General features: G+C 74.7%; 16 protein-coding genes. 11 read left to right on the forward strand and 5 right to left on the reverse strand.

What is annotated here, in order from left to right:
* Window positions 1-34 precede the first annotated feature (34 nt).
* Window positions 35-802, forward strand: coding sequence for a thioesterase II family protein (locus NX794_RS16335; protein ID WP_258779268.1), 768 nt, complete (start codon window positions 35-37; stop codon window positions 800-802).
* A 6-nt stretch (window positions 803-808) separates the two neighbouring features.
* Here the strand turns inward: NX794_RS16335 and NX794_RS16340 are convergent, their stop codons facing one another.
* On the reverse strand, window positions 809-1549 hold the full coding sequence (locus tag NX794_RS16340) for a 4'-phosphopantetheinyl transferase family protein (protein ID WP_258779269.1): 741 nt from the start codon (window positions 1547-1549) through the stop codon (window positions 809-811).
* Window positions 1550-1723: 174 nt separating this feature from the next.
* Here NX794_RS16340 and NX794_RS16345 point away from each other — a divergent pair, with 174 nt between their 5' ends.
* The 8 genes from NX794_RS16345 to NX794_RS16380 all read left to right on the forward strand — a co-directional run bounded on the left by NX794_RS16345 (window position 1724) and on the right by NX794_RS16380 (window position 18360).
* Window positions 1724-2956, forward strand: a complete 1233-nt coding sequence (locus NX794_RS16345) for a hydroxymethylglutaryl-CoA synthase family protein (protein ID WP_258779270.1) — start codon at window positions 1724-1726, stop codon at window positions 2954-2956.
* A gap of 7 nt (window positions 2957-2963) precedes the next feature.
* On the forward strand, window positions 2964-3743 hold the full coding sequence (locus tag NX794_RS16350) for an enoyl-CoA hydratase-related protein (protein WP_258779271.1): 780 nt from the start codon (window positions 2964-2966) through the stop codon (window positions 3741-3743).
* A gap of 46 nt (window positions 3744-3789) precedes the next feature.
* Window positions 3790-6072 carry an acyltransferase domain-containing protein gene (locus NX794_RS16355; protein WP_258779272.1) on the forward strand — a complete coding sequence of 761 codons (2283 nt, stop codon included), beginning with the start codon at window positions 3790-3792 and terminating at the stop codon, window positions 6070-6072.
* Between the two features lie 137 nt (window positions 6073-6209).
* Window positions 6210-12413 (forward strand): beta-ketoacyl synthase N-terminal-like domain-containing protein, encoded by a 6204-nt coding sequence (locus NX794_RS16360; protein WP_258779273.1) that lies wholly within the window; start codon window positions 6210-6212, stop codon window positions 12411-12413.
* Window positions 12414-12460: 47 nt separating this feature from the next.
* Complete coding sequence (locus NX794_RS16365; protein ID WP_258779274.1) at window positions 12461-14020, forward strand: MDR family MFS transporter; 1560 nt, start codon at window positions 12461-12463, stop codon at window positions 14018-14020.
* Between the two features lie 143 nt (window positions 14021-14163).
* Window positions 14164-15063 (forward strand): DUF6039 family protein, encoded by a 900-nt coding sequence (locus NX794_RS16370; protein ID WP_258779275.1) that lies wholly within the window; start codon window positions 14164-14166, stop codon window positions 15061-15063.
* Complete coding sequence (gene fabD, locus NX794_RS16375) at window positions 15060-17408, forward strand: ACP S-malonyltransferase (RefSeq protein ID WP_258779276.1); 2349 nt, start codon at window positions 15060-15062, stop codon at window positions 17406-17408. The genes NX794_RS16370 and fabD overlap by 4 nt, the downstream gene beginning before the upstream one ends.
* Window positions 17409-17427: 19 nt before the next feature.
* Window positions 17428-18360, forward strand: coding sequence for a DUF6039 family protein (locus NX794_RS16380; RefSeq protein WP_258779277.1), 933 nt, complete (start codon window positions 17428-17430; stop codon window positions 18358-18360).
* A gap of 72 nt (window positions 18361-18432) precedes the next feature.
* Here the strand turns inward: NX794_RS16380 and NX794_RS16385 are convergent, their stop codons facing one another.
* The gene (locus tag NX794_RS16385; protein ID WP_258779278.1) at window positions 18433-18798 is read right to left on the reverse strand and encodes a VOC family protein; all 366 of its coding nucleotides are present in this window, start codon (window positions 18796-18798) and stop codon (window positions 18433-18435) included.
* 139 nt (window positions 18799-18937) lie between these two features.
* Window positions 18938-19345, reverse strand: a complete 408-nt coding sequence (locus NX794_RS16390; RefSeq protein WP_258779279.1) for a DUF3224 domain-containing protein — start codon at window positions 19343-19345, stop codon at window positions 18938-18940.
* Window positions 19346-19514: 169 nt separating this feature from the next.
* On the opposite strand from NX794_RS16390, the gene NX794_RS16395 reads away from it, so the two are divergent.
* Window positions 19515-20231 (forward strand): PIG-L deacetylase family protein, encoded by a 717-nt coding sequence (locus NX794_RS16395; RefSeq protein WP_258779280.1) that lies wholly within the window; start codon window positions 19515-19517, stop codon window positions 20229-20231.
* Between the two features lie 84 nt (window positions 20232-20315).
* On the opposite strand, the gene NX794_RS16400 is transcribed toward NX794_RS16395, so the two are convergent.
* Entirely contained in the window at window positions 20316-21062 is a 747-nt protein-coding gene (locus tag NX794_RS16400; protein ID WP_258779281.1) for a class I SAM-dependent methyltransferase, read from the reverse strand.
* Window positions 21059-23392: an alpha/beta fold hydrolase gene (locus NX794_RS16405; protein ID WP_258779282.1), complete on the reverse strand. Its 2334-nt coding sequence runs from the start codon at window positions 23390-23392 to the stop codon at window positions 21059-21061. Before NX794_RS16405 ends, NX794_RS16400 begins: the two co-directional genes overlap by 4 nt.
* A 315-nt stretch (window positions 23393-23707) precedes the next feature.
* Between NX794_RS16405 and NX794_RS16410 the strand changes: the two genes are divergently transcribed.
* Entirely contained in the window at window positions 23708-23962 is a 255-nt protein-coding gene (locus NX794_RS16410; protein ID WP_258779283.1) for an acyl carrier protein, read from the forward strand.
* The last annotated feature ends 30 nt before the right edge of the window (window positions 23963-23992 follow it).

A 23992-nucleotide genomic window follows, 5' to 3' on the forward strand; every position in this document is an offset into this window, starting at 1 on the left:
CCCGCCCCGGACCCGACCGAACGGAAGGACAGCGGTGACCGGTACCTGGCTGAAGAGCGGCGACGCCACCACGGACGCACCCCTGCGGCTGTTCTGCTTCGCCCACGCCGGTGGCGGCGGCGGCTTCTTCCGGCCCTGGCGGGAGCTGCTGCTGCCGGAGATCGAGGTGTGCCCGGTCATCCTGCCCGGCCGCGAGACCAGGGTCGCCGAGCCCGCCTTCCGAAGCATGGCGGACCTGATCGGTCCGCTCTGCGCGGGCCTCGCCCCTCAACTCGACCGGCCCTACGCGCTGTTCGGCCACAGCACCGGCGCGGCCATCGCCTACGAGGTCGCCCGCCGCTTCCAGGACGACCCGGCGCGCGCCCCGCGCCGGCTGCTGGTCTCGGGGCGGCGCGCCCCGCACCTCGCGGCCCGCCGGCCGCCGTTCGCGGGGCTCGCCGACGACGACTTCCTGCGGGTCGTCGCCGAACTCGGCGGCACCCCCGAGGAGGTGATGCGCCAGCGCGACCTGATGCGGATGTTCCTGCCCGCGCTGCGCGCCGACTTCCACCTCAACGAGAGCTACCGGCCGCTGCCCGGCCCCCGGCTGCGCTGCCCGCTGTCCGGGTTCACCGGCGACCACGACCCCGAGGTCACCCCGCTCGAACTGCGGCTGTGGGAGACCACGAGCGACGGCCCGTTCCGGATGCGGGTGTACGACGGCGACCACTTCTACCTGGCCGGGCTGCCCGAGCCCCTGCGCTCGGACCTGCGGGAGGACCTGCGGGACGACATCAAGATGCCGCGGCAGACGGTGTCCTGACCCGGGTCACGGCGGCCCGGAATGCCGGACCACCGTCACGTCCGGCCCGTGGCACCGCCGTACCGCCGCCGCGAGGAGGTGCCGGCCGCCGTGCGGCCACTGGGCGAACTGCCAGAGCCGGCCGTCGTCGTCGGCCGCCGCCAGCCGGGGCCCACCGGAGGCGTCCGGGGTGACGGCGTAGGAGTCCGGGGGCAGCAGGAAGCCTAGGCCGCGCGCCTTGCCGTACGCCTCCTTCAGCGTCCAGTGCCGCAGGAACACGGCGCCGCGTTCGGCGGGCGGAGCCGCGAACACCCGTGCGGCCTCCCGGGGATGGAACATGGCGCGCGCGACGCGTACCGGGTCCACCGAGCGGTCGGTGACCTCCACGTCGACACCGCAGTCCAGTTCGGGACAGACCAGGCAGACGGCAAGACCCGGGGCGTGGGCCACGCTGAACCGCAGCCGGGGCACGGTGTGCGGCCCGGCGGGCTCGGGACGGCCGTGCGGGCCCGTCGTGAACCGCCAGTCGGCGGGCGGGACTTCGGGCACAGAGCGGCTGAGCGCGGTCCGCAGCAGGGTGCGCGCCGCGACGAACAGGCGCCGGTCCTGGTGCCTGCGGAAGGCCTCGGCTCGGTGCCGTTCCTCCGCCGACAGCAGGGTGGTGTCGCCGTAGGCGTCCGGGGCGGCGGCCCACACATGGGCGAGCGGGGCGCCGGTGACCGCGTGGTGCAGGGCGACGGGGGGCGGCGGCGGTGTCCCCTCGCGCACGGCGGCCTCCCCGCTGTCGGCGCGCGGCCGCCGGGGATTCGGCGGCGCACGCCGAGCCTGCGGCGCACCCAAACGGCCCCGCCGTGCAAAAGTGAGCAGATCCGCGACGGTCGCGACGGCTACAACCGGGAGAGCCGGGGCCCGGGTGGCAGGCCCCCGACCGCGGGAGCGACCATGGCCGTCGGCATCGAGGCGATCAACGCCTATGTGGCACGCGCCTGTTTCGACGTGGCGGAGCTTTTCCGGGGCCGAGGCCTGGACATGACCCGCTTCGACAACCTCATGATGCGCCAGAAGTCGGTCAACCTGCCCTGCGAGGACGCGGTCACCAACGCCGTCAACGCGGCCAAGCCCCTCCTCGACCGGCTCAGCTCCGAGGAACGCGACGCCATCGAACTCCTCGTCGTCGGCACCGAGTCGGGGCTCGACCTCGGCAAACCCATCTCCACCTACATCCACCACCACCTCGGCCTCAGCTCCCGCTGCCGCTCCTTCGAGGTCAAACACGCCTGCTACGGCGGTACGGCCGCCCTCCAGACCGCCGCCGGCATCGTCGCCGCCACCCCCGTCGAGACCGCCAAGGCCCTGGTGATCGCCGCCGACGCACCGAGCGCGGCGGCCCGCGGCACCTACTGGGAACCCTCCGAGGGCGCCGGCGCCGTCGCCCTCCTCGTCGGCCGCGCACCGCGTGTCCTGGAACTGGATCCCGGCGCCAGCGGACTGCACACCTTCGAGGTGATGGACACCCTGCGGCCCCGCCCCGACCTCGACTACGTCGACTCCGACGTGTCCCTGCTGTCGTACATGACCTGCCTGGAGCGCAGCTTCGCCGCCTACCGCGAACGGGTGGCCGGCGCCGACGTGGTCGACAGCTTCCAGCACCTCGTGCTGCACACCCCGTTCGCCGGCATGGTCAAGGGCGCGCACCGCAAACTGCTGCGCAGCCACAAGGGGCTGGGCCCGCGCGAGGCGGCCGAGGACTTCGCGCGCCGGATCGCCCCCACCCTGCACTACGGCTCCCGGGTCGGGAACCTCTTCTCCGCCTCGCTGTACCTCGCCCTGTGCTCCCTCCTCGACCACGGCGACCCCGAAACCCCGTGCCGCATCGGGCTGTTCTCCTACGGCTCCGGGTGCGGCTCGGAGTTCTTCAGCGGCGTCCTCGGCGAGGAGGCGGCGGCCACCGCCGGCCGGATGCGGATCGGCGCCGCCCTCGACGCCCGGCGGGCACTGACCATGGAGGAGTACGACGCCGTCACCGAACTCGGCGGCGACCGCGCCTTCGGCGTCCGGGACCTGGACGTCGACACCAAGCCCTACGCGGACCTGTACGGCGACCTGTTCGACGGAGCCGGGCTGCTGATGCTCGACCGCATCGAGAACTTCCACCGCCTCTACTCCTGGAGCTGACCGACCGATGAGCCACGGCACCGTCCGCGTCCGGCACCAGGACCCCGCCGTCGTGCGGATCACCCTGAGCCGGCCCGAGCGCGGCAACACCGTCGACTCCGCCCTGATCGCGGACCTGCACGAGGCCCTGGACGGCGCCGAGAAGTCCGACACCTGCCGGCTGGTGGTGCTCGACGCGCCGGGTGAGGTGTTCTGCAACGGGATGGACATGGCCGAGGCGGCGGGAGAGATCCCCGAGCGGGACACGGACCCAGGGTCGTCCCAGGGGTCGGCGTTCTTCGGGCTGTTGCGGCGGCTCACCGAGGTGCCACGGCTCACCCTCGCCTGCGTGGACGGTCGGGTGGCGGGCGGCGGCGTGGGGCTCGCCGCGGCCTGCGATCTCGTCCACACCACCGAACGCGGCGTGTTCAGCCTCCCCGAGGCGCTGTGGGGCCTGCTGCCGTGCAGCGTGCTCCCGTTCCTGGCCCGCCGCACCGGCCTGCGCACCGCCGGCACCATGACCCTCACCACGCTGCCGCTCACCGCCCAGCAGGCCGTGGACCGCGGACTGGCCGACGAACTCTCGCCGGATCCAGCCCCGTTGACACGCCGGCTGCTGTCCCGGCTGACCAAGGTCGACGCCCGGATGATCGGGGAGGCCAAGGGGTACCTCTCCGCGCTGCGTCCCGTCACCGCCGAGACCGAGCGGCGCGCGGTCACCGAGTTCGCCCGGCTCGCCGCCCAGCCCGGCGTCCGCGAGGGCATGGCACGCTTCGCCGCCGAGGGGCGCTTCCCGTGGGAGCGGTGAGCACCGGGCCCGCGCGCCGCCCGGTAGAGCGGCGGGAAGGCCGCCGATGAGCGTCGCATGGGCGTTTCCCGGCCAGGGCTCTCAGCGCAAGGACATGGGGGCCGGCCTCTTCGACCGCCACCCCGGCACGCTCGCGCGCGCGGACGCCGTACTCGGCCGCTCGGTCCGCGAACTCAGCGCCGACCAGACCGCGTTGCGCGATACCCGCGTCCTGCAGCCCGTCCTCTACACCATCGGCGCGCTCACCTACCTCGACCGCGCCGCCCGCGAGCCGCAGCCCGACTGGATGATCGGACACAGCCTCGGCGAGTACACCGCCCTCTACGCCTCCGGCGCCCTCGACTTCGAGACCGGGCTGCGTCTCGTCGTGGCCCGCGCCGAGATCATGGGCCGGGCGCGCGGGGGCGGCATGCTCGCCGTCGTGGGACTCGGCGTCGAGCGGCTGCGGGAGGTCATGCGTCGCGAGGGCGCCGACGACATCGACGTCGCCAACCACAACTCGCCTGTGCAGACGGTCCTTTCCGGCCCCGAGGAGTCCGTCCGCGCCCTCGCGCCCGTGCTCCGCCGGGAGGGCGCGGGCAAGTGCGTGCTCCTGCACATCAGCGTCGCCGCCCACTCCCGCTACATGACCGGGGCCGCCGACGAACTCGGGGCCGTCCTCGACACCGTCACCTTCCGGGAACCCCGGGTCCCGGTCGTCTCCAACGTCACCGCCCGCCCCCACCGCGCCGACCACATCGCCCTCCGGCTGCGCGAACACATGTGCCAGGGAGTGCGCTGGTGGGACAGCCTGGCCCACCTCGTCGGCCAAGGTGTCACGGAACTGGTCGAGTTGGGGCCCGGCAGCGTGCTGACCAAGCTGTGGGCGACGGCCCGGGCCGAACTCCCGCCACCGCAAGAGACTCCGGGTGCTGTGGTGAGGTCGGGTACGGGCGCGGCCGCCGGTGGTGAGGTGGTCCCGGCGACGCGGAACGGGCGGGACACGGTGCCGGACCCGGAGCGGGGCGGTGGCGGTGTGGCGGTGCCGGGGACGCGGGAGGACACGGGCGGGACGCGGCGGCGCCCTGTCCAGGTGGCCCGGGAGCGGCTGGGCTCGGCGCGGTTCCAGGAGCGGTACGGGACCGAGCTGGCCTGGGTCGTGTCCGGGACCGGGGACGGGGCCGTGGGCGACGAGGTGTGCCGGGCCGCCCGGACGGCGGGGCTCGCGGCCTTCACCGATCCGGTCGCCGATGGCCCCGACCAGGCGTCCCTCGGCGAGGCGGCCCGGTCCGGGTGGGGGATCGGACTGCGTCCCGGGCCGGACGCCGACGCACAGGTCACCGCGCTGCTCGCGCACGGGGTGCGGCACGTCGAGGCCGGCCACCCGCACGGCCCCGACGCGGCACTCGTCCGCTTCCGCTTCACCGGCGCCCACCGGGGCCCGGCCGGCACCCCCGTCGCCGCCCGGCACGTCCTCGCCCGCGTCACCGGACTCGACCAGGCCGCCGCCTTCCTGCGCCCGCCCGCCCCGGCCCTGCTCGCCGAACTCGTGCGCACCGGGGGCCTGTCGGCCGGCGAGGCCGACGCCGCCCGCGAGCTGCCCGTCGCCTCCGACCTGGCCGTCCAGGCTCCCGGAGGCTGGCACGACGACGGCGCCGACGCCTACCAGCTGCTGCCCTCCGTGGCCCTGCTCGCCGCCCGGAGCCCCGGCCCCGAACCCGTGCACGTGGGCCTGTGCGGAGTCGCCGGCACACCGGAACAGGCCGCCACCGCCTTCGCGCTCGGCGCCGCCTTCCTCGTCTCCACCTCGCTCACCGCCTGCGCCCCCGCCGCCCGGCTCGCCGACCCCCTCAAGGACACCCTCGCGCGGGCCGGCGACGACGACGTCACCTGGGCACCCACCGAACGGCACGGCACCCTCGGCGTCCCCGCGCGCGTCCTCCGCCGGGGCACCCTGTTCCCCGCCCGGGCCGGCCTGCTGCACCGACTCCTGCGCGAACAGCGGTATTTCGCCGACGTCCCGGAACACCGGCGCCGGCACATCGAGGAACACCTCCTCGGCGGCCCGGCCACCGAACCACCGGCGGACGGCCGCCTGCGCACGGCCGACGTGTTCCGCCGGTACGCGCGGGAGACCGCCCGCCGCACACCGGCCGGCGAACCGGTGCGGCCGCTGGACCACCAGCTGCCGTGCGACCCGGAACTGACCCACTTCAACCGCGCCACGGTTGGCACCGCACTGGCCGCGTGGACCGCCCGCACCCCCGAAGCGGTGGCCGGACACCTCCTGACAAACGCCGCGGAACTGCTGACAGAGAGAACCCTGAGACGGGCTGAAACGCGCCCATGAATCAGCGGACACATCAAGCAATCGCCGATACGGTCTGCGACGGACAGCGGCGTCCCGCCCACGGGACCCCACGGGCATGCGGCATGCCCGGACCGGCATGGACCGAGCCGAGGCCGACACCCGTGGAGTGAGACGGCATGAACCCAATGGAGCGCCCCGACATCGACACCCGACGCGACGCCGGTACGGCCGCCCCGCCCACGCCCCCGGAGGCACCGCCCGGCGGCCCCGGGACGGTGCCGGTCGACCCGTGCGTCGTCCTCGTGTCGGCGGGCGACCCCGACCGGCTCGCCCACGCCGCCCGCGACCTGCGCGACCGGCTCGCCCGGCTGCTGCGCGAGGACCGGGCGCCCGCCCCCGCCGACGTCGCCTGGACCACCCAGACCGGCCGGGTGCCCATGCGGCACCGGCTGGCCGTCGTCCACCCCGACCTCGCCGGTGTCGTCGCCGCGCTCGGTGCCTTCCTCACCGGCCGCCCCGATCCCGCCGTCCACACCGGGCAGGCCGGCCGCGCCCCCGCCGGCTCGCCCGGGACCGCCGCCGAGGCGGCCCGGCTGTGGGCCCAGGGCGCCGACTTGCCCTGGGAGACCTACTGGCGCACCCCGCGCGCCCGCGTCGCCCTGCCCGTGTACCCCTTCACCACCACCGACGCGCCCACCCCGCCGCCCGCGCCGGAAACGGCCGCCGCCACCGCGCCGGACGCGGGCCCGGACCCGCGCGTGGCCCGCCTGGAGACCGCCCTCCTGGACCGGTACGCGGAGGTGTCCGGGATACCCCGCGACGAACTCGACGCCCACACGCCCTTCGTGGAGTACGGGCTCACCTCGCTCCAGATCGGCGAACTCAACCGCCTGCTCGCCGAGGACTGGGGGGTCGGCAGCCGCACCCTGTTCTTCGAGCACGGCGACATGGCCCACGTGGCGGAGGACGCCGTGCGCCGCTGCGGAGCCGCCCCGCGCCAGGCACCGGAAGCCGAACGCCCGCAGACCGAGGCACTGTCGACCCCGATTCGGGCATCGGCTCCGATGTCCCCGGCTCCGGTCGAGGAGGCTGACGGCACGACAGCCGGGAGCGGGGAGACCGGCGGCGCGACAGCCGGGAGCGGGGAGACCGACGGCGCGATAGCCGTCATCGGGGTCGCGGGCCGCTACCCGCAGGCCTCCGACCTGGAGACCTTCTGGGCCAACCTGAGGTCCGGACACGACTGCGTCACCGGCCTGCCCGCCGACCGGCACCGGCCCGGCTGGCCCGTCGACGACATGACCGGCGGCTTCCTCGACGGCGTCGACCGCTTCGACCCGCTGCTGTTCGGCATCACCCCCCGCGACGCCGCCCTCATGGACCCCCACGAACGCCTCTTCCTGGAGACGGCCTGGGCCGCCCTGGAGGACGCCGCCCACCCCCGGCAGCGGCTGCGCGAACGGCACGGGTCGCGCGTCGGCGTCTACGCGGGCGCCATGTACGCCGACTACGCCTTCTTCGGCGTGGAGGAGTCCCTGCGCGGACGCCCCGCCTACAGCGGCGGCGCGCTCGGCAACATCGCCAACCGGGTCTCGTACATCCTCGACCTGCACGGCCCCAGCCTCGCCGTCGACACCATGTGCTCCTCCTCGCTGGCCGCCCTGCATCTGGCCGTCCGCGCGCTACGGGCGGGGGACTGCGAGATCGCCCTCGCCGGGGCCGTCAACCTCTCCCTGCACCCCAACAAGTTCGTCCAGCAGCGGCTCATGTCGCTGACCTCCAGTTCCCGGCGCTGCCGCAGCTTCGGCGAGGGCGGCGACGGGTTCGTGCCGGCCGAGGCGGTGGGCGTGCTGGTGCTGAAGCCACTGGCCCGGGCCCTGGCCGACGGCGACCGGGTGCGCGCGGTGATCCGGGGCACCGCCGTGGTGCACGCCGGCCGCACCAACGGCTACATCGTGCCGTCCCCCGTCGCGCAGAGCCAGGTCGTCCGGGACGCCCTCGCCGACGCCGGACTGCGGGCCGCCGACATCGACTACGTGGAGGCGCACGGCGCCGGCACCGCCCTCGGCGACCCGGTCGAGATCGACGGACTCACCCGCGTCTTCGGCGACGACGACCGTCCCGCGGGCTCGCTGCCGATCGGCTCGGTGAAGTCCGTCATCGGGCACGCCGAGGCCGCCGCCGGCATGGCCGCGCTCACCAAGTGCCTGCTCCAGCTCGAACACGGCACCCTGGCCCCGACCCTGCACGTGGACCGGCTCAACCCCAACATCGACTGGGACACCGTGCCCTTCCGCGCCCAGCGCACCGCCGCCCCCTGGCAGCGACCGACCGGGCCGGACGGCGCACCCCGCCCCCGACGCGCGGGCATCAGCTCCTTCGGCGCCGGCGGCACCATCGCCCACGTGGTCCTGGAGGAGTTCCCCGCCCCCGCCGGACAGGGCACGGACACCGACCCGGCGCCCCGGCTGCTCGTGCTCTCCGCACACGACGAACAGCGCCTGAGGGACACCGCGTCCCGGCTCGCCTCCTGGCTGCGCCGCCCGGGCGCGGCGCCGCTCGCCGACGTCGCCTGGACCCTCCAGGCCGGCCGCGAACCACTGCGCGAACGCCTCGCGCTCGTCGCCACCGACACGGCGGACGCCGCCGCCCGCCTGGCGGAGTTCGCGGCCGGGCGGGACGCGGGCGCCGAGGGCGTCGTACGCGGCCGGGCACCCCACGGCGGCCGGCCCCAGGGGCGCCTGCTGCCGGACGGCCCGGACCCCGACCTCGCCGCACTCGCCCGGCACTGGGCGACCGGCGGACCCGTCGACTGGTCCCGGCTGTACGCCGGCGCCGCACCGCGCGTCATCTCCCTGCCGACGTACCCCTTCGCCGGGATGCGGTGCTGGATCCGCGAGGAGGACGACACCAGCGGGCCCGCCACCCCCTCGGCCACACCGGCTCCCCAACAGGCGCCCGAAGAAGTGGAGTTGCTGCGCCGCGCATGGCTGCCCACCGGCGAGGCGACCGCCGGGAGCGGTCCCGCGGAGGGCGTCGTGGTGTGCCTGTACGGCGCCGCGACCCGGGCCGTGGCCGACGCGCTCGCCCGCACAGCACCGCCCGGAACCGTCGCCCCGGTCCTCGTCCAGGACGGCCAATCCCCGCGCGGACCGGGGGAGTTCGACGACGATGGCCGTTCCCCGGGTGGGGTAGGGCAGTTCGGGGACGACAGCGAGGCCGACGCCGTCACCGACGGCCTGCTCGCCCGCCACCCCGTGATCGCCGGCTGGATCGACCTCACCGACCTCGACCGGACCGACCCCGCCGACCCCGGCCCCTGGACCGCCCGCCTGCTGCTGATCCGCCGGCTGATCGGCGCCCGGCCCGGTGCCCGGCTGCGCGGCGTTCAGGCGGTGCGCGGGCTCCAGGACCTCGACGGACCCGAACCCTGCCCGTCGGGCGCCCGCATGGCGGGTTTCCTGCGCTGCCTCGGCGCCGAGTACCAGCGGCTGGACACCACCGTCCTCGACACCGACCTGCTCACCTCCGACGCGGAACGGCTGGCCGCCTCGCTCTGGGGCGAGTGGCACCGGACCGGCGTCCGTGCCGAGATCTGCCACCGGCACGGACTGCGCTACGAACCCGTCCTGCGCCCCACCCTGGCCCGGCACACCCCGCTCGTCCCGGACCCCGCCCGTGCGTACGTCGTCACCGGCGGCACCCGGGGCATCGGCGCCCGGGTCGCCGCGCACCTCGTCCAGCGCGGAGCCCGGGCGATCGCGGTGCTCGGCGGCCGGCCACTGCCCCCTCGCGAGCGGTGGGACACCCCCGGGGCGCTCGGTGCCGCCGAGGCGGAGGCCGTCGCGGGCGTACGGCGCCTCGAACAGCTCGGCGCGCGCGTCCTGGTGCACACCGGACCGCTCACCGACCGGGCCGCCCTCGGCGCCTTCCTGGACCGGGTGCGGTCCGAACTCGGGCCGCTCGGCGGTGTGGTGCACTGCGCGGGCGGACTCGGCGGCGGCCGGCCCGCCTTCGTCGGCAAGGACACCACCACGGTCCGTGCCACCTTCGCGCCGAAGGCCGACGGCCTGGAGACGCTGGCCGCCCTGTGCGAGGGCGACCGGCTCGACTTCTTCGTCGCGTTCTCCTCGGCCTGCGCCCTGATCCCGCGCCTCGCCGTCGGCGTCACCGACTACGCGGCGGCCAACGCGGCGGCGGACCTGGTGCTCGGCCACCGGGTCCGCACCGGCGGCGGCCACTTCCGCTCCGTCGCCTGGCCGATGTGGACCGAGAGCGGCGCGGCGCGCGGCAAGGACAACGTCTGCGCCCCGGTCGGCCTGGACACCGTCGACGACGCGACGGGGCTGCGCGTCCTGGAGCAGGTGATCGCCATGCCCTGGGGCGGCACGGTCCTGCCGGCCGTCCCCCTGGACGCCTCCTTCGACGCCGAGACCCTGCTGGACACGCGGCAGGCCGAGACCCCGACCGCGCCGCCCGCCCCGCACCCCGAACCCGCGACACCGGCACCCGTACCTGTACCGCCCGCCCCGGAACCGGCGCCCTCGCGCGCCGAGAGCGGTCCCGGCTGGCTGGTCCCGCTGGTGTGTGCGGTGCTCGGTACTCCGGAGACCGATCTCGATGTCACGGCGGATTTCGCCGATCTGGGTGTGGAGTCCGTGATGCTGGGCGAGTTGCTGGAGCGGGTGGAGGAGGCCGTGGGCCGGCGTCTTCCGCCGTCGCTGCTGTTGGAGCATCCGTCGGTGCGGCAGCTGCACGACCACCTGACGTCCCTCGGCCTCGCCCCGAAGCCCGAACCGGCCACACCAACACCAGCACCCGCCCCGGCACCGGCCACCGCGTCCCCCGCCCCCGCCGACCCCCGTACCGAAGGCAAGGTCGCCGTCATCGGCATGGCCGGACGCTTCCCCGGTGCGCCGGACGTCGCCGCCTTCTGGCGGAACCTGCTCGACGGCCACTGTGCCGTCACCGAGGTGCCGGCCGAACGCTGGGACACCGAGGCGTACTACCGCCCCGACCACGAGTTGGGCCGCAGCACCGGGAAGTGGGGCGGATTCCTCGACGGGCTCGACCTGTTCGACCCCGGCCCGTTCCAGCTCACCGACGACGAGGCGACCGTACTGGACCCGGGGATCAGGCTGTTCCTCGAAGCCGCCCGGGACTGTCTGGCCGATGCCGGCTACCGGGGTGAGGAACTGCGCGGCCGGGACGTGGGCGTGTTCGTCGGCGGACGGATCTCCTCCTACCCGCTGCGCGCGCCGCTGCGCCCGGACGTGCTCCAGTCCGACCAGAACTTCCTGGCCGCGCAGGTCGCCCACCGCTTCGACTTCCGCGGCCCCAACCTCGTGGTGGACAGCGCCTGTTCGTCCTCCCTGGTGAGCGTGCAGCTGGCGTGCCGCAGCGTGCTGGCGGGGGAGGCGGAGGTGGCCCTGGCCGGCGGGGTGGAGATCCTGCTGGACGAGCGGCCCTACCTGGAGTTCAGTGCCGCACGGGTGCTGTCGCCCACTGGTCGCTGCCGGCCGTTCGACGAGCGGGCGGACGGCATCGTGCCGGGGGAGGGCTGCGGTGCCGTCCTGCTGAAACCGCTGGCCGCCGCCCTGCGCGACGGCGACCGCGTGCACGCGGTGATCGAGGCGGTCGCCGTCAACAACGACGGCCACACCATGGGCACGACCACCCCGAACCCGGCCGCCCAGACCGACGTCGTCCGCAAGGCCCTGGCCGCGGCCGGACGCCGGGCCGACGAGATCGGACTGGTGGAGGCACACGGGACGGCCACCAGGATCGGCGACCCGATGGAACTCAAGGCGCTCACCGACGCGTTCGCGGGCGCCGAGGAGCCGTACGGCCGCTGCGCCATCGGCAGCCTGAAGGCCAACGTCGGCCACCTGCTGAGCGCGGCCGGCGTGGCGGGCCTGATCAAGGTCGCGCTGAGCCTGGAGCACGGGGTGGTGCCGCCCACCCTGTTCTGCGAGACGCCCAACCCGCGCTTCGACTTCGCCCACTCGCCGTTCCGGCCCGTGACCGCGGCCGAACCGTGGACCGTACCGCCCGAGCGGCGGGTGGCCGGCATCAGCTCCTTCGGACTCGGCGGCACCAACGCCCACCTCGTCGCCTCCGCCCTCGACCCGGCCGCGCGGCCGGCGGGAGTCCCGGTACGGCAGCCCCTGCCCGCGCCCGCCTACGCACGACGGCGGCTGTGGCTGGAGCGCCGGACGGAGGGCGCTCCCGCCTCGGAGACACAACCCCGCCCGGCCCCCGTGCCCCGGTCGGAGTCCCGCCCCGCGCCCGCCCGCGCCGCCATCCTCGATCTGCGCTTCGTCACCCGCCAGGTGACGGACGGCGTTCCCGAATCCAGCCCGGCGGTGCGGGTGCCGTAGCGCACCCGCACCGCCGCCCGTCACCCCCACGGAAGGAAGCACCCGCCATGGACAACTCCGCAGAGGCGCCCCCCGGGGCCGCGGACGCGGCACCGGCCCTGCCCACCCCTCGCCAGGCCGCCCTGGCCATCGCCGGTGTGATGGCGGGGATGCTGCTGTCGGCTCTGGACCAGACCGTCGTCAGCGTCGCCCTGCCCAGCATCGTCGGCGAACTGGGCGGTCTGGAACGCCTGCCCTGGGTGGTGACCGTCTATCTGGTCACCTCCATGGCGGTCACCCCGCTGTGGGGCAAGGTGTCCGACCTCTACGGCCGCCGGACCGTCGTGCAGTGCGCCATCGGCGTCTTCGTCGTCGGGTCCGTGCTGTGCGGCGTCGCGCAGAGCATCTGGCAGCTCATCGTCTTCCGCGGCATCCAGGGCCTCGGCGCGGGCGGGCTGTTCGTGCTGGCGCTCGCGGTGATCGCCGACGTGGTCCCGCCGGAGCGCCGGGGCCGCTACCAGGGCATGTTCGGGGCCGTGTTCGGCCTGTCCAGCGTCGTCGGACCACTGGTCGGCGGCTGGTTCACGGACGGGCCGGGCTGGCGCTGGATCTTCCTCATCAACGTGCCGGTCGGCGTGCTCGCCCTGGTCGCGACCGCCCTCGGCCTGCGCATCCGCAGTCCGCAGCGCCCGCACACCATCGACTTCGCCGGCGCCGCCTTGGTGGCCGGCGCGGTCGTGTGCGCCCTGCTGTACCTCAACTGGGCCGGTGACGCCTACGGTTGGGCCGCCCCCGGCTCGCTGCTGCTGGCCGCCGGTGCCGTCGCGCTCGGCGTCCTGTTCGTCTGGGCGGAGAACCGGGCGGCCGAACCCGTCATCCCGCTGCGGCTGTTCCGCAACCCGGTCTTCGGCATCGGCGCCCTGTTCGGACTGCTCGCCGGTGCCGCCATGTTCGCCGGCATCGTCTACCTGCCGCTGTACTTCCAGGCCGTGATGGGCATGTCCTCCACCCGCTCCGGACTCGCCATGCTGCCCGCGATGTTCGGGCTGACCGTCACCTCCATCGCCTCCGGCCAGCTCATCAGCAAGAACGGCCGGTACAAGGTGTTCCCCGTCTCCGGGTCCGCGCTGCTCGTCGTCACCATGCTGCTGCTGTCCCGGCTGGATGCCGGCACCCCGTACTGGCAGGTCGGCCTGTACGCCTTCCTGTTCGGCGCCGGCGTCGGCCTGGTGATGCAGCCCGTCATCACCGCCGTACAGAACTCCGTGCCGCCGCAGGACATCGGCGCGGCCACCAGCGCCGCGAACTTCTTCCAGCGCATGGGGTCCGCCGTCGGGGTCGCGGTCCTGGGAACCGTCCTCACCAGCCGGGTGACCGACCGGCTCGGCGACCTCGGCCAGGACGCGGCACGCGCCGCCGACCAGGGCGTCACGGCCCTGCACCGGCTGCCCGAACCGGTGCGCGGAGACGCCCTGGACGGCTACGCGCACGCCATGGGCGACATGTTCCTGGTGTGCGTGCTGCTGGTCGGCGTCGCCCTCGTGGTGTCCCTGTTCCTCAAGGAGATGCCCCGCAAGAGCGACCCGGCCGCCGAGCAGCCGGCGCAGGAGGCCCCCGCGGCCGGCTGACCCCGCGCGGGCCGGCGGGACCCCTCCCCGCCTGCTCAAAGTTGTGCAGCCCCCACCACGGCGGTCCGCCTAGCGTGGCTCGCGCCGGCCTCCCAGGTCCGGCACGAGCCACGCATTCTGCGCACTGGAAGGACGGCCATTCCATGGATCAGCGGACAGCCCGGAGCGCGGCCGGTCCCAGCCCCGCGTCGGCCCAGAGCCCCGTGCCCGCCGACAAGCTGCTGCACTCCGGCAACTCGGGCTTCACCATCGCCCGCAGCGCCCAGCTCAAGTACGAGCACCGCGCCGAGGGCCGCAAGCTCTTCGCCGACGTGATCGCCTACATGAACCAGTCCGACCTCAACGGCGCCTCCTTCTACTTCTACGAGGAGGCGTTCGGCAAGCAGGATCGGGTGCACTGGCTGATCCACTGGAAGACCCCGAACGACTACGCCATCAGCCTGCACATGGTCGATCACGACGAGAAGATGATCGACATGCTGGAGAGCGACCGCGTGCCCGAGGACGCCAGCGCCGGCGTGTGGGGCCGGGCCGTCGTCGAGGGCTCCGTACGCGAACGCATCCTCGTCCCGCAGCACGGGCTCGTGCACGAGGAGGACGAGCACGACAGCGGCGAACTCTGGGTCGACCCCGCCAAGGTGCAGACCGGCCAGTCCGACACCGAGCTGCTGCACTCCGCGAACGCGCTGCTGACCGTGCACCGCACCGGCCAGGCCTCGCACGAGTTCCGCAAGGAGGCCCGGCTGTACGCGTTCGCCTGGCAGAACGAGGTCAACCGCAAGCTGCCCGGCCGCGCCACCTCCTACCTCTACGAGGAGACCTTCGGCGTGATGGACCGGCTGCACTGGCTCGTCCACTTCAAGGACTTCGACGCCTACCAGGAACTGCTCGAACTGGAGCGCGCGGACGACGACTTCCGGGCTCTCGGCACGCGCCAGTTCATCGCCGGCGCCAAGGGCGGCGGCACCTGGGGCCGCTCCTTCGTGCCCGGCACCATCGAGGACACCGTGCTGCTGCCGTACCAGCTCCACCCGGGCGCGTGAGAGCCTGGCTCTTCGCCGGCCAGGGGGCGCAGCGCGCCGGAATGGGGGAGGCGCTCTTCGACCGCTTCCCCGCGTACGTGACGGCCGCCGACCGGATCCTCGGCGAGTCCGTGCGCGCGCTGTGCCTGGACGACCCCGACGGCCGGCTGAACCGCACCCGGTGGACCCAGCCCGCGCTGTACGTCGTCAACGCGCTCGCCTGCGCCGAGGCGCTGGCGGAGGGCCCGGCACCCGACGTGCTCGCGGGACACAGCCTCGGCGAGTACAACGCGCTGCTCGCCGCGGGCTGTTTCGACTTCGAGACCGGCCTGCGGATCGTGTGCCGGCGCGGGGAACTGCTGGGCGAGGCGGACGGCGGCGCCATGCTGGCCGTCGTCGGTCTCGCGCCCGACGCCGTGCGCGCCCTGCTCGACCGCGGCGGGGCCGCCGACGTCGACCTGGCCAACCTCAACACCGCCACCCAGGTGGTGGTGTCGGGGCCGGCCGAGTCCATGAAGGCCGTCCGCACGGCCGTCCGGGCGACACCGGGCGCCCGCTGCGTCCCGCTGGCCACCAGCGGCGCCTTCCACTCCCGGCACATGCGCCCGGCCCAGGAGCGCTTCGCCGCATTCCTGGACACCGTCGAGTTCCGGCCACCGCGCATCCCCGTGCTCGCCAACGTCACCGGCCGGCCCTATCCGGCCGACGGCGTGGCGGACCTGCTGGCCCGGCAGATCGCGGCCCCGGTGCGCTGGCACGAGACCCTGCGCGAACTCGTCCGGCGGGGCGTGACCGAGGCCCGCGAGTTCGGCCCGCGCCCCATGCTGCGGCCGATGTGGGACTCGGTGCGGGCCGAACAGGAGACCGCGCCGCAGCCGACGTCCCCGTCGGTGTCCGCCACGGTCGCGGCGCCGGCACGACGCGACGCCCGCGCCCCGGCTCCCGCCCTCGCCTCCGCCCCGGAGCCGGAACCCGTAGGGGACCCGGCCGCCGCCCGGCTCGGCAGCGCGGAGTTCCGGCAGGACCACGCAGTGCGCTACGCCTACCTCGCCGGCAGCATGTTCCGGGGCGTGTCCTCCGTGGCCCTGGTCGCCCGGCTCGGACGGGCCGGCCTGCGCGGCTACTTCGGCGCCGGCGGACTCGACCCGGGCACCGTCGAGAAGGCGCTCACCGAACTCGCCCGCACCCCCGGCCTCGACGGCCGCTACGGCGTCAACCTGCTGCACGACCTCACCCGTCCCGGTGCCGAGGACGCCCTGACCGACCTGCTGCTGCGGCACGACGTGCGGCACGTGGAGGCCGCCGCCTTCACCACCGTCACCCCGGCACTCGTCCGCTTCCGGTTCACCGGCGCCCACCGCGCCGCCGACGGCACACCCGTCGCCGTACGCACCCTGGTCGCCAAGTGCTCACGCCCCGAGGTGGCCGCCCACTTCATGGCACCGCCCGCCGCGGACCTGCTGCGGCGCCTGGTCGGCCAGGGCGCGCTGACCCCGGCCGAGGCCGACGCGGCCGGCGGACTGCCGGTGGCGCAGGACATCTGCGTGGAGGGCGACTCGGCCGGTCACACCGACGGCGGTGTCAGCCTGGCCCTGGTGCCGACGACGGCCGCGTTCGCCGAGCGGCTGACGGCACAGCACGGCTACGCCCGCCGCCTGCGGGTCGGGGCCTGCGGGGGCCTCGGCACCCCCGAGGCGGTCGCGGCGGCCTTCGTGCTCGGCGCCGACTTCGTGGTCACCGGCTCCGTCAACCAGTGCACACCCGAGGCGGGCACCTCGGACGCCGTGAAGGACCTGCTGGCCGCCCTGGACGTGCAGGACACCGCGTACGCGCCCGCCGGCGACCTGTTCGAACTCGGCTCCCGTGTCCAGGTGGTGCGCAAGGGAACCCTGTTCGCGGCCCGCGCCAACAAGCTGTACCAGCTCTACCGCCACCACACCGGCCTGGACGACCTGGACGAGGCCACCCGCGCCTGGCTGGAGCGCGACTGCCTGCGCGCCCCGCTGGACCAGGCGTGGAAACAGACGTGCGCCCACTACCGGGACACCGGCCGCGCCCACGAGATCGAACGGGCCGAGCGGGACCCCCGGCACCGCATGGCCCTCCTGTTCAAGTCGTACTTCGCCCGCACCAACCGGGCCGCCCAGGACGGCGACCCCGCCGAACGGGCCAACTACCAGGTGCACTGCGGGCCCGCGGCCGGCGCCTTCAACCGCTTTGTCGCCGGCACCGCCCTGGAGCCCTGGCGGGAGCGGCACGTCGAACGCGTCGCTGACCTGCTGATGACCGGAGCGGCCCGGGTCCTCGCCGAACGCCTGGCCGCCTACGCCCCGCCCGGGCCACCACATCCCGCACCCCGCCCATGACACCCACGAGGAGAGCCCCATGACCCTGGACAGCGGCACGCCCGGTGTTCCGCCCGCCCGGCACCAGACCGCGCAGCCCGCGGACCGGATCCTGCACTCGGCGAACGCCGGCGTCGTCGTGGAGCGGGTCGCGCAGATCGCCGCCGGACAGGGCGACAGCGCGCGCCGACTGGCCCGCGAGGCCGCCGAGTTCGTCAACACCAAGCATCCGGGCCTCGCGACGGTGTTCGTCTACGAGGAGACCTTCGGCGTCAAGGACCGGCTGCACTGGCTGATCCACTTCCGGTCCCTGGAGGACTACGAGCGGCTGGTGCACATGGGCGGCGCCCGCGACTTCCGCGACGGCGTGCTCGGCGGCCATGTCTCCCACCACCAGGCCGAGGAGTGGCAGGCCGCGTTCGTGCCCGGCAGCGTGCGGGAGACCATGATGTTCCCGCACCGCTGGGGGATGTTCGGCACCGCCACCCAGACCATGGCCCAGGACCCGTCGATGAGCCCGCTGGCCGCCGACCGGGACGAGCCCTGGTTCGAGGTGCGGCCGGCGCACCACCAGACCGCCGTCCCCGCCGACCAGCTCCTCAACACGGCCACCGCCGGCGTCATCATGCACCGGGTGGTCGACTTCAGCTACAAGTACCGGGCCGAGGCACGCCTGTTCGCCCGTACGGTCGCCGAGAACACCAACCTGAACGCCGGCGGGGACGCCACCGCGCTGGTCTTCGAGGAACTCTTCGGGACCATGGAGCGGATGCACTTCCTCATCCACATGAAATCGCTGGGCACGATGTACAAGCTCATGGGCATCGACGCCCGCACCGACCCCACGGCGCCACGCGCGACCTACATGCAGGACTGGGTGTCCAAGGAGCAGGGCGGTGGCCGCTGGGACAGCCTGATGCTGGAGGGCAGCGGGCACGACGGCTGCCTGACGCCGCAGTACTGGGGGGACTGAGACGCACACGAGGAGGCCGCGGCACCCGTCCGGGTGCCGCGGCCTCCTCGCGCCGTACGGGCGAAGGCGCCGTCAGGCCATGGTGGTCACGCAGAACGGGTGGCCGGCCGGGTCGATCAGGACGACCCACTTCTCGCCGCCCGGCTGGTGGTCCGGCTTGGTCGCTCCCAGGGCGGTCAGCCGCTCCACCGACTCGTCCAGGTCGCTGACGCTGAAGTCGAGGTGCATCTGCTTGTCGTCACCGGGCCAGGAGGGCTGCTTCAGGCTCTCGACCCGCTGGAAACCGATGCGGCTGGATCCGTCCGGGGCGCCGATGTAGGCGAAGTCCTCGCTCGCGAAGAGCGTCTGCCAGCCGGTGACGGCGCTGTAGAACTCGGCCAGGGCCTTCGGGTCCGGCGCGTCGAGGGTGACCGCTGCCAGGCTCCCAATGGGGGACATGAAAGGTTTCCTTCCTCAGGACGATGATCGTCTCGGCGTGCAACGCCCGCGGACAACGTCCGCCGGCAACTCCTGTGTGCACCTCCGGCGTTCGTGAGCCTAGGCCCTGACCGGCCCGGGCGCACGCGGATCGCCGGGACTACTCGAAGGAGTGGTCCAGTGTGACGGTCGCACACCCGTCCGGGCCCGGGTTGTCGCAGAAGTAGGTCCCGGTACCGCGCAAACCGGTCAGCCCGCCTGTTCCGGAGCCCTCCAGCACCTCCAGGGTGGCCTTGGCCGTGCCGCCGCCGGTGGTGCCGGTGACCTGGAGGACGAAGCTGCCGCTGCGGTCGCCGATCCGGCCGGTCACCCGCTCCAGCGCCGTGAACACACTCGCCCCCTCGGGGGACAGGGCGATGAGGACCTGCTGGACGCCCTCGCCCTCGATGTGCCCGGTGTAGTGGTTGGCCACCTCGCCGTGCAGCAGCAGCGGCGCGCCCTCCGTCTGCTCGTAGGGGGCCGGCTGCCAGGGATCCCAGGTCATGGTGCTGGTCGACTGCGTCTGCATGTGCTGTCCTCTCGTTCGCGGGACCTCGGCGCACCGGTGGCCGGACTGCCGACGGGGATCAGCCGGATCCTCGCGCCTCGAAACCGCCGGCTCTGCTCACTATTGAGCGAACCGGAGAAAAGAATTCCGAGGCTATCGGGACCGGAAAGGGCGCTGTTATCTTCGGGCCATGAGCGATGAATTCCAGGAAATGCCCGAGGACTGGACCCGCGCCCTCGCCGTGGTGGCGCATCCCGACGACATGGAATTCGGCGCCGCGGGCGCCGTGGCGCGCTGGACCGCGGCCGGGAAGTCGGTCACCTACCTGGTGGCCAGCCGGGGCGAGGCCGGTATCGACTCGATGGCCCCCGAGAAGGCCGCCGAGGTCCGCGAGGCGGAACAGCGGGCCAGCGCGGCCGTCGTGGGAGCGGCCGGGGTGGAGTTCCTCGACCATCCCGACGGCCGTATCGAGTACTCCGCCGAGCTGCGCCGCGAGTTCGCCGCCGCGATCCGCCGCCACCGCCCCGAGCTGGTCATCGGCTTCTGCCACCACGACCACACCTCCACGGGCCGCTGGAACTCGCCGGACCACCGCAACACCGGCCGCGCCCTGCTGGACGCGGTCGGCGACGCGGCCAACCGCTGGATCTTCCCCGAGGACGGTCCCGGCCCCTGGCAGGGCGTCCGCTACGTGGCGGTCTCCAACTCGCCCCGGCCGACCCACGCCGTCGACGTCAGCGACCACATCGACCAGGCGGTGGCCTCGCTGGAGGCCCACGCGAGCTATCTGGCGGCCATGCAGCCGCCCGTCACCGACGTCCGCGGCCCGCTGCTCGGCCTGGCCCGGGCGATGGGGGCCCGCTTCGGCGGCCGTCCGGCGATCGCGTTCGAACTCATACCGCGCTGACCGGTACCGGGCGCGGCGGCGCGGGCCGGGGACGAGGGGCGGGCCGCCCCTCGTCCCCGGCCCGCGTGCTCGGCCGCCGACGGCTCACTTCCTGACGTACACGCTGCGGTGCACCCGCCAGTGCTGTACTCGCGGGCGGTCCGGGTCGGGTAGGGCGCGCAGCGCGTCCAGCGCCGGCTCGACGACCCGCGCCCAGGTCTCGTCGTCCACCTCCCACAGGTACGGCGGCAGCCGGCGCTCCAGGCTCTCCAGGAGCTGCCGGGGCGTGGTGGCCCGCTCGTAGTCCGGGGCGAACTCGTGCCGCAGCCGCTCCAGTCCCGCCTCCCGCGCCGCCGCGTCGAGGCGCTCGGGCGTGTCGGGGCGCGGCGGTTGCAGCACCGCCAGCCGGTCCAGTACGGCGACCAGCTCGTCAGGATCGGCCGCCGGATCCCCGTGCACCGCGAGCAGCCGCCCCCCGGGACGCAGCACCCGCGCCGCCTCGCCGAGCACCCGGGGCATGTCCCCGACCAGGTGCAGGACGTGCGTGAAGACCAGGTTGGCGAACGTGCCGTCGGCGAACGGCAGCGCCCGCGCGTCCCCGAGCGTGACCCGGCCCGGCAGCCGCTCGGCGGCCCGCGCCAGCATCGGCGGCGACACGTCGACACCGTGCACCTCGTGGCCCAGCTCGGCCAGCCCCGCCGCCACGATGCCCGTGCCGACGCCCACCTCCAGCACCGGACCCGGGGTCAGGTCCCCGGCCAGCTGTGCCGCGGCCTGCCTGCCGCGCTCCATTCCGCCCCGCATCCGGTCGTAGTCGTCCGCGACCCGGTCGAAGGCATTGGCCTCGGTCACCGCGCAGTTCCTTCCGTGTCGATGTGCCAGCTGAGTTCCGCGTACCGCACCAGGTCGGCGACCTCGTGCGGGGCGCGGACGAACTCCGTGATCAGCTCCGCCACCAGGGCGGGGCGGTCGTGCGGCGCGTAGTGACCGGCGACGGCCAGCTCCGCGTACCGCGCGTGCGGGAAGCACCGGGCGGCCTCGCGGGCCCGGGCGGGGGAGGAGATGCCGTCGAACTCCGAGCAGACGAACAGCGCGGGCACGGCCACCCGCGGTGCCTGTGCCGCCGAGTCCAGCCGCCACAGGTCCACGAGCTGCCGGGCGTACCGGACGAGCACCTCGGCGTGCCGGAAGGGCCGCCGCACCTCGTCGGCGAGCGCCCTGCTGAGCACTCCGAGCACCCCGGCGTCCCGCGCCCCCGGGCTGCCCTTGCCGCCCGCCGCGCCCGGGGCCAGCAGGTCCAGCATCCGGGCGGCCTTGTCGGGCCTGCGGTCCAGCGCGCGGCACACCGCCGCGAGGTCGGACTCGTACTTGGTGTCCATGCCGTCCCAGCGGTCGTTCTGCCGGAACGTGGCGTTCAGGAAGACGAGGGAGGCGACGGCCTCGGGGCGGTGCTGCTGGAAGGCCGTGGCGATCTTGGCGCCGGTGCACCAGCCGAGCAGATGGGCGCGCTCGGCGCCGGCCGCTTCCAGTACGGCGTCGATGTCACCGAGCTGCTGCCGGGTGCCCCAGGCCGGATCGTCCCGCTCGGTGCCGCGTACCTGCCAGGTGACGACGCGGTGGTGCGGGGTCAGGTGCGCGCACAGCCGGGTCAGGAAGCCGGGGCCCTGCCCGAGCGCGTTCAGAACGAGCAGCGGCGGCCCCTCGCCGGCCCCGCCCTCGAACAGCACGAGCGGCCGCCCGGCCACCTCCACGACACGCTGCCGCAACGCCGGGCCCCTTGGCGCCGACAGCGCCTGACAGGCCCGCACGGCACCGAACAGCTCCCACTGGTCGGCGGGGGAGAGCGACACGGGGGCGGCCGGGTCGGCGCCGGCGGCGGACGACCGCGGGAGTGCGGAGGCCTCTGTCGTCCGGGGGGTGGCCGGGGTGTCCATCCTGCCCGGGGAGAGCTGGACCGCCTTGACGGGTGCCGGGTGGTCGGCGCACGGGGCCGGTTTCGGGGCGGCGGAGGGTTCCCGGGGGCGCGGCGGTGCGGTGGCGGGCGCCGCGGGGGTCACCGGTGGCGTGGTGCCGGCCGCGTGGACCCCGGCCGTGTCGAGCCCGGCAGCCTCGGACCGTGCCGTGTCGTGCGCCATGCCGCTGGACCACGCGGCGCCGGACGGCCCCGCGTTCGCTTCCGCCCCGCCGGACACCGTCCCGTCGGCCCCCGCCCGGCTCGGCGCAGGCGCCTCCGAGGATGCCGGCGCCGCGTCCCGCAGCCGTACCGCCGCCCGGCGTACGTCGGTCAGGCGGAGGTGCAGGAGGCGGTCGGCGGCGCTGAAGTCGGCGCGGTCCGGTACCGGGCGTACGTCGATGCCGTGCACGGCGCCGGCCCGGGCGAGCACGTCGGCCAGCGGGACCGGGGCGGGCCGGGGCACCGTGGCGAATCCGTCGGGCAGTTCGCCGGGCGCGCCGGACCGCCAGAGTTCCCCGGCGGCCTGTTCCGCCGTCAGCAGGGTCAGGCCGAGGCCCGCCACCCCGGCCACCCGCAGCGGATGCCGCTCGAACCAGTCCGGCGCCCGGTCCCCGACCTCGGCGCGCACCGAGTGCAGCGCCCACAGCAGCCGGTGCAGGCCCGGCGGGCACTCGCCCAGCTCCGGCGCCCGGGCGTCCACCACCGGCGCCGTGCGCAGCACCCGCCAGGACACCCCGGCGTCCAGGCACGCCTCCACCGCCAGCCGTTCCAGGTCCCGGTACGACCGGTGCGCCCGGCCCGCGTCGGGGCTCGTGTCCGGGCCCACGTGCGCGTAGCCGGTGGCCCCGAGGGCGGGCAGTGCGGCGAGCAGCGCACCGGCCAGTACGGCGTCCGCGCGTGCCCCGCGGACCGGTGACCGGTCCCAGCCCGGCACCACGCACCACACCCGCTCCGCCGTCCAGGCCTTCAGTTCGGCGGCGACGGAGTCGGGCTCGGCGCACACCACGGTCAGCCGCCCCGCGTCGGGGGCCTCCGGCTCCTCGCCGCCGCACCGCGCCACGAACCCGGCCAGCTCCCGCCGGTCCGGCGCGGGCGCCCCCGGCCGGGACCGGGCGGCGGACAGCAGGACCACCTCGGTGCCGGCGGATTCCGTGGCCGCCAGGCAGCGGGCGGCCAGCCGGCCCGCGAGGAGGGGTGACGTACCGGCGATCAGCACACGCTGCGGCATGCGTACCGTCCTCCTGTGCCGGCGGGCGCCGCCGAGGGCCTGATTCCCGGGGCCTGGAAACAAAATGAAGATCCCCGATGGTCCGCTCTATACGGGCCGGAATTCTGCTCAATAGTGCGCACGCCGGAAAAGTGCCCGGACGCCCTTGCGGTGGCGGAAATTCCGTCGTTAGCATCCCCGCGCCGGATTTCTCTCGACCGGGCCGCACGCCCTTTCCGCGACGTTCCCCGGAATCGTCCGCACGCGTGCACACCGACACGGCTCACCCGGCACACCGGCACCACCCCGGCGACGACGAGAAGGACGAGGCGCACCGTGGCGACGACTTGGGACGAGACCTACGAGAAGCTGGTCAGGGCCGCACTCACCGACTACCCCCCGACCGCTCCGCTGCGCGCCGACGTCCCGTTGCCCGCGCACGGCCTGGACTCCCTCGGCATGGTCGGCCTCTCCGCCCGGCTGGAGGACGCCTACGGCATCGAGTTCCCCGACGGCGCCCTCGTCCCGGCCAGCTTCGCCACCCCTGCCGACCTGTGGCGCGTGGTCAGCGGCTGTCTGGCGGACCGGTGACGGGCGGCGAGCCGGTGAGGGCCGGTGAAC

Source organism: Streptomyces pyxinicus, assembly GCF_024753135.1.
GTDB lineage: Bacteria > Actinomycetota > Actinomycetes > Streptomycetales > Streptomycetaceae > Streptomyces > Streptomyces pyxinicus.

Excerpts from the sequence above, each read along its gene's own strand:
- NX794_RS16350 (WP_258779271.1), top strand. The coding sequence starts at position 2,964 with ATGAGCCACGGCACCGTCCGCGTCCGGCACCAGGACCCCGCCGTCGTG.
- NX794_RS16365 (WP_258779274.1), top strand. The coding sequence starts at position 12,461 with ATGGACAACTCCGCAGAGGCGCCCCCCGGGGCCGCGGACGCGGCACCG.
- NX794_RS16355 (WP_258779272.1), top strand. The coding sequence starts at position 3,790 with ATGAGCGTCGCATGGGCGTTTCCCGGCCAGGGCTCTCAGCGCAAGGAC.
- NX794_RS16380 (WP_258779277.1), top strand. The coding sequence starts at position 17,428 with ATGACCCTGGACAGCGGCACGCCCGGTGTTCCGCCCGCCCGGCACCAG.
- NX794_RS16370 (WP_258779275.1), top strand. The coding sequence starts at position 14,164 with ATGGATCAGCGGACAGCCCGGAGCGCGGCCGGTCCCAGCCCCGCGTCG.
- NX794_RS16360 (WP_258779273.1), top strand. The coding sequence starts at position 6,210 with ATGAACCCAATGGAGCGCCCCGACATCGACACCCGACGCGACGCCGGT.
- NX794_RS16395 (WP_258779280.1), top strand. The coding sequence starts at position 19,515 with ATGAGCGATGAATTCCAGGAAATGCCCGAGGACTGGACCCGCGCCCTC.
- NX794_RS16385 (WP_258779278.1), bottom strand. The coding sequence starts at position 18,798 with ATGTCCCCCATTGGGAGCCTGGCAGCGGTCACCCTCGACGCGCCGGAC.
- NX794_RS16390 (WP_258779279.1), bottom strand. The coding sequence starts at position 19,345 with ATGCAGACGCAGTCGACCAGCACCATGACCTGGGATCCCTGGCAGCCG.
- NX794_RS16345 (WP_258779270.1), top strand. The coding sequence starts at position 1,724 with ATGGCCGTCGGCATCGAGGCGATCAACGCCTATGTGGCACGCGCCTGT.
- NX794_RS16405 (WP_258779282.1), bottom strand. The coding sequence starts at position 23,392 with ATGCCGCAGCGTGTGCTGATCGCCGGTACGTCACCCCTCCTCGCGGGC.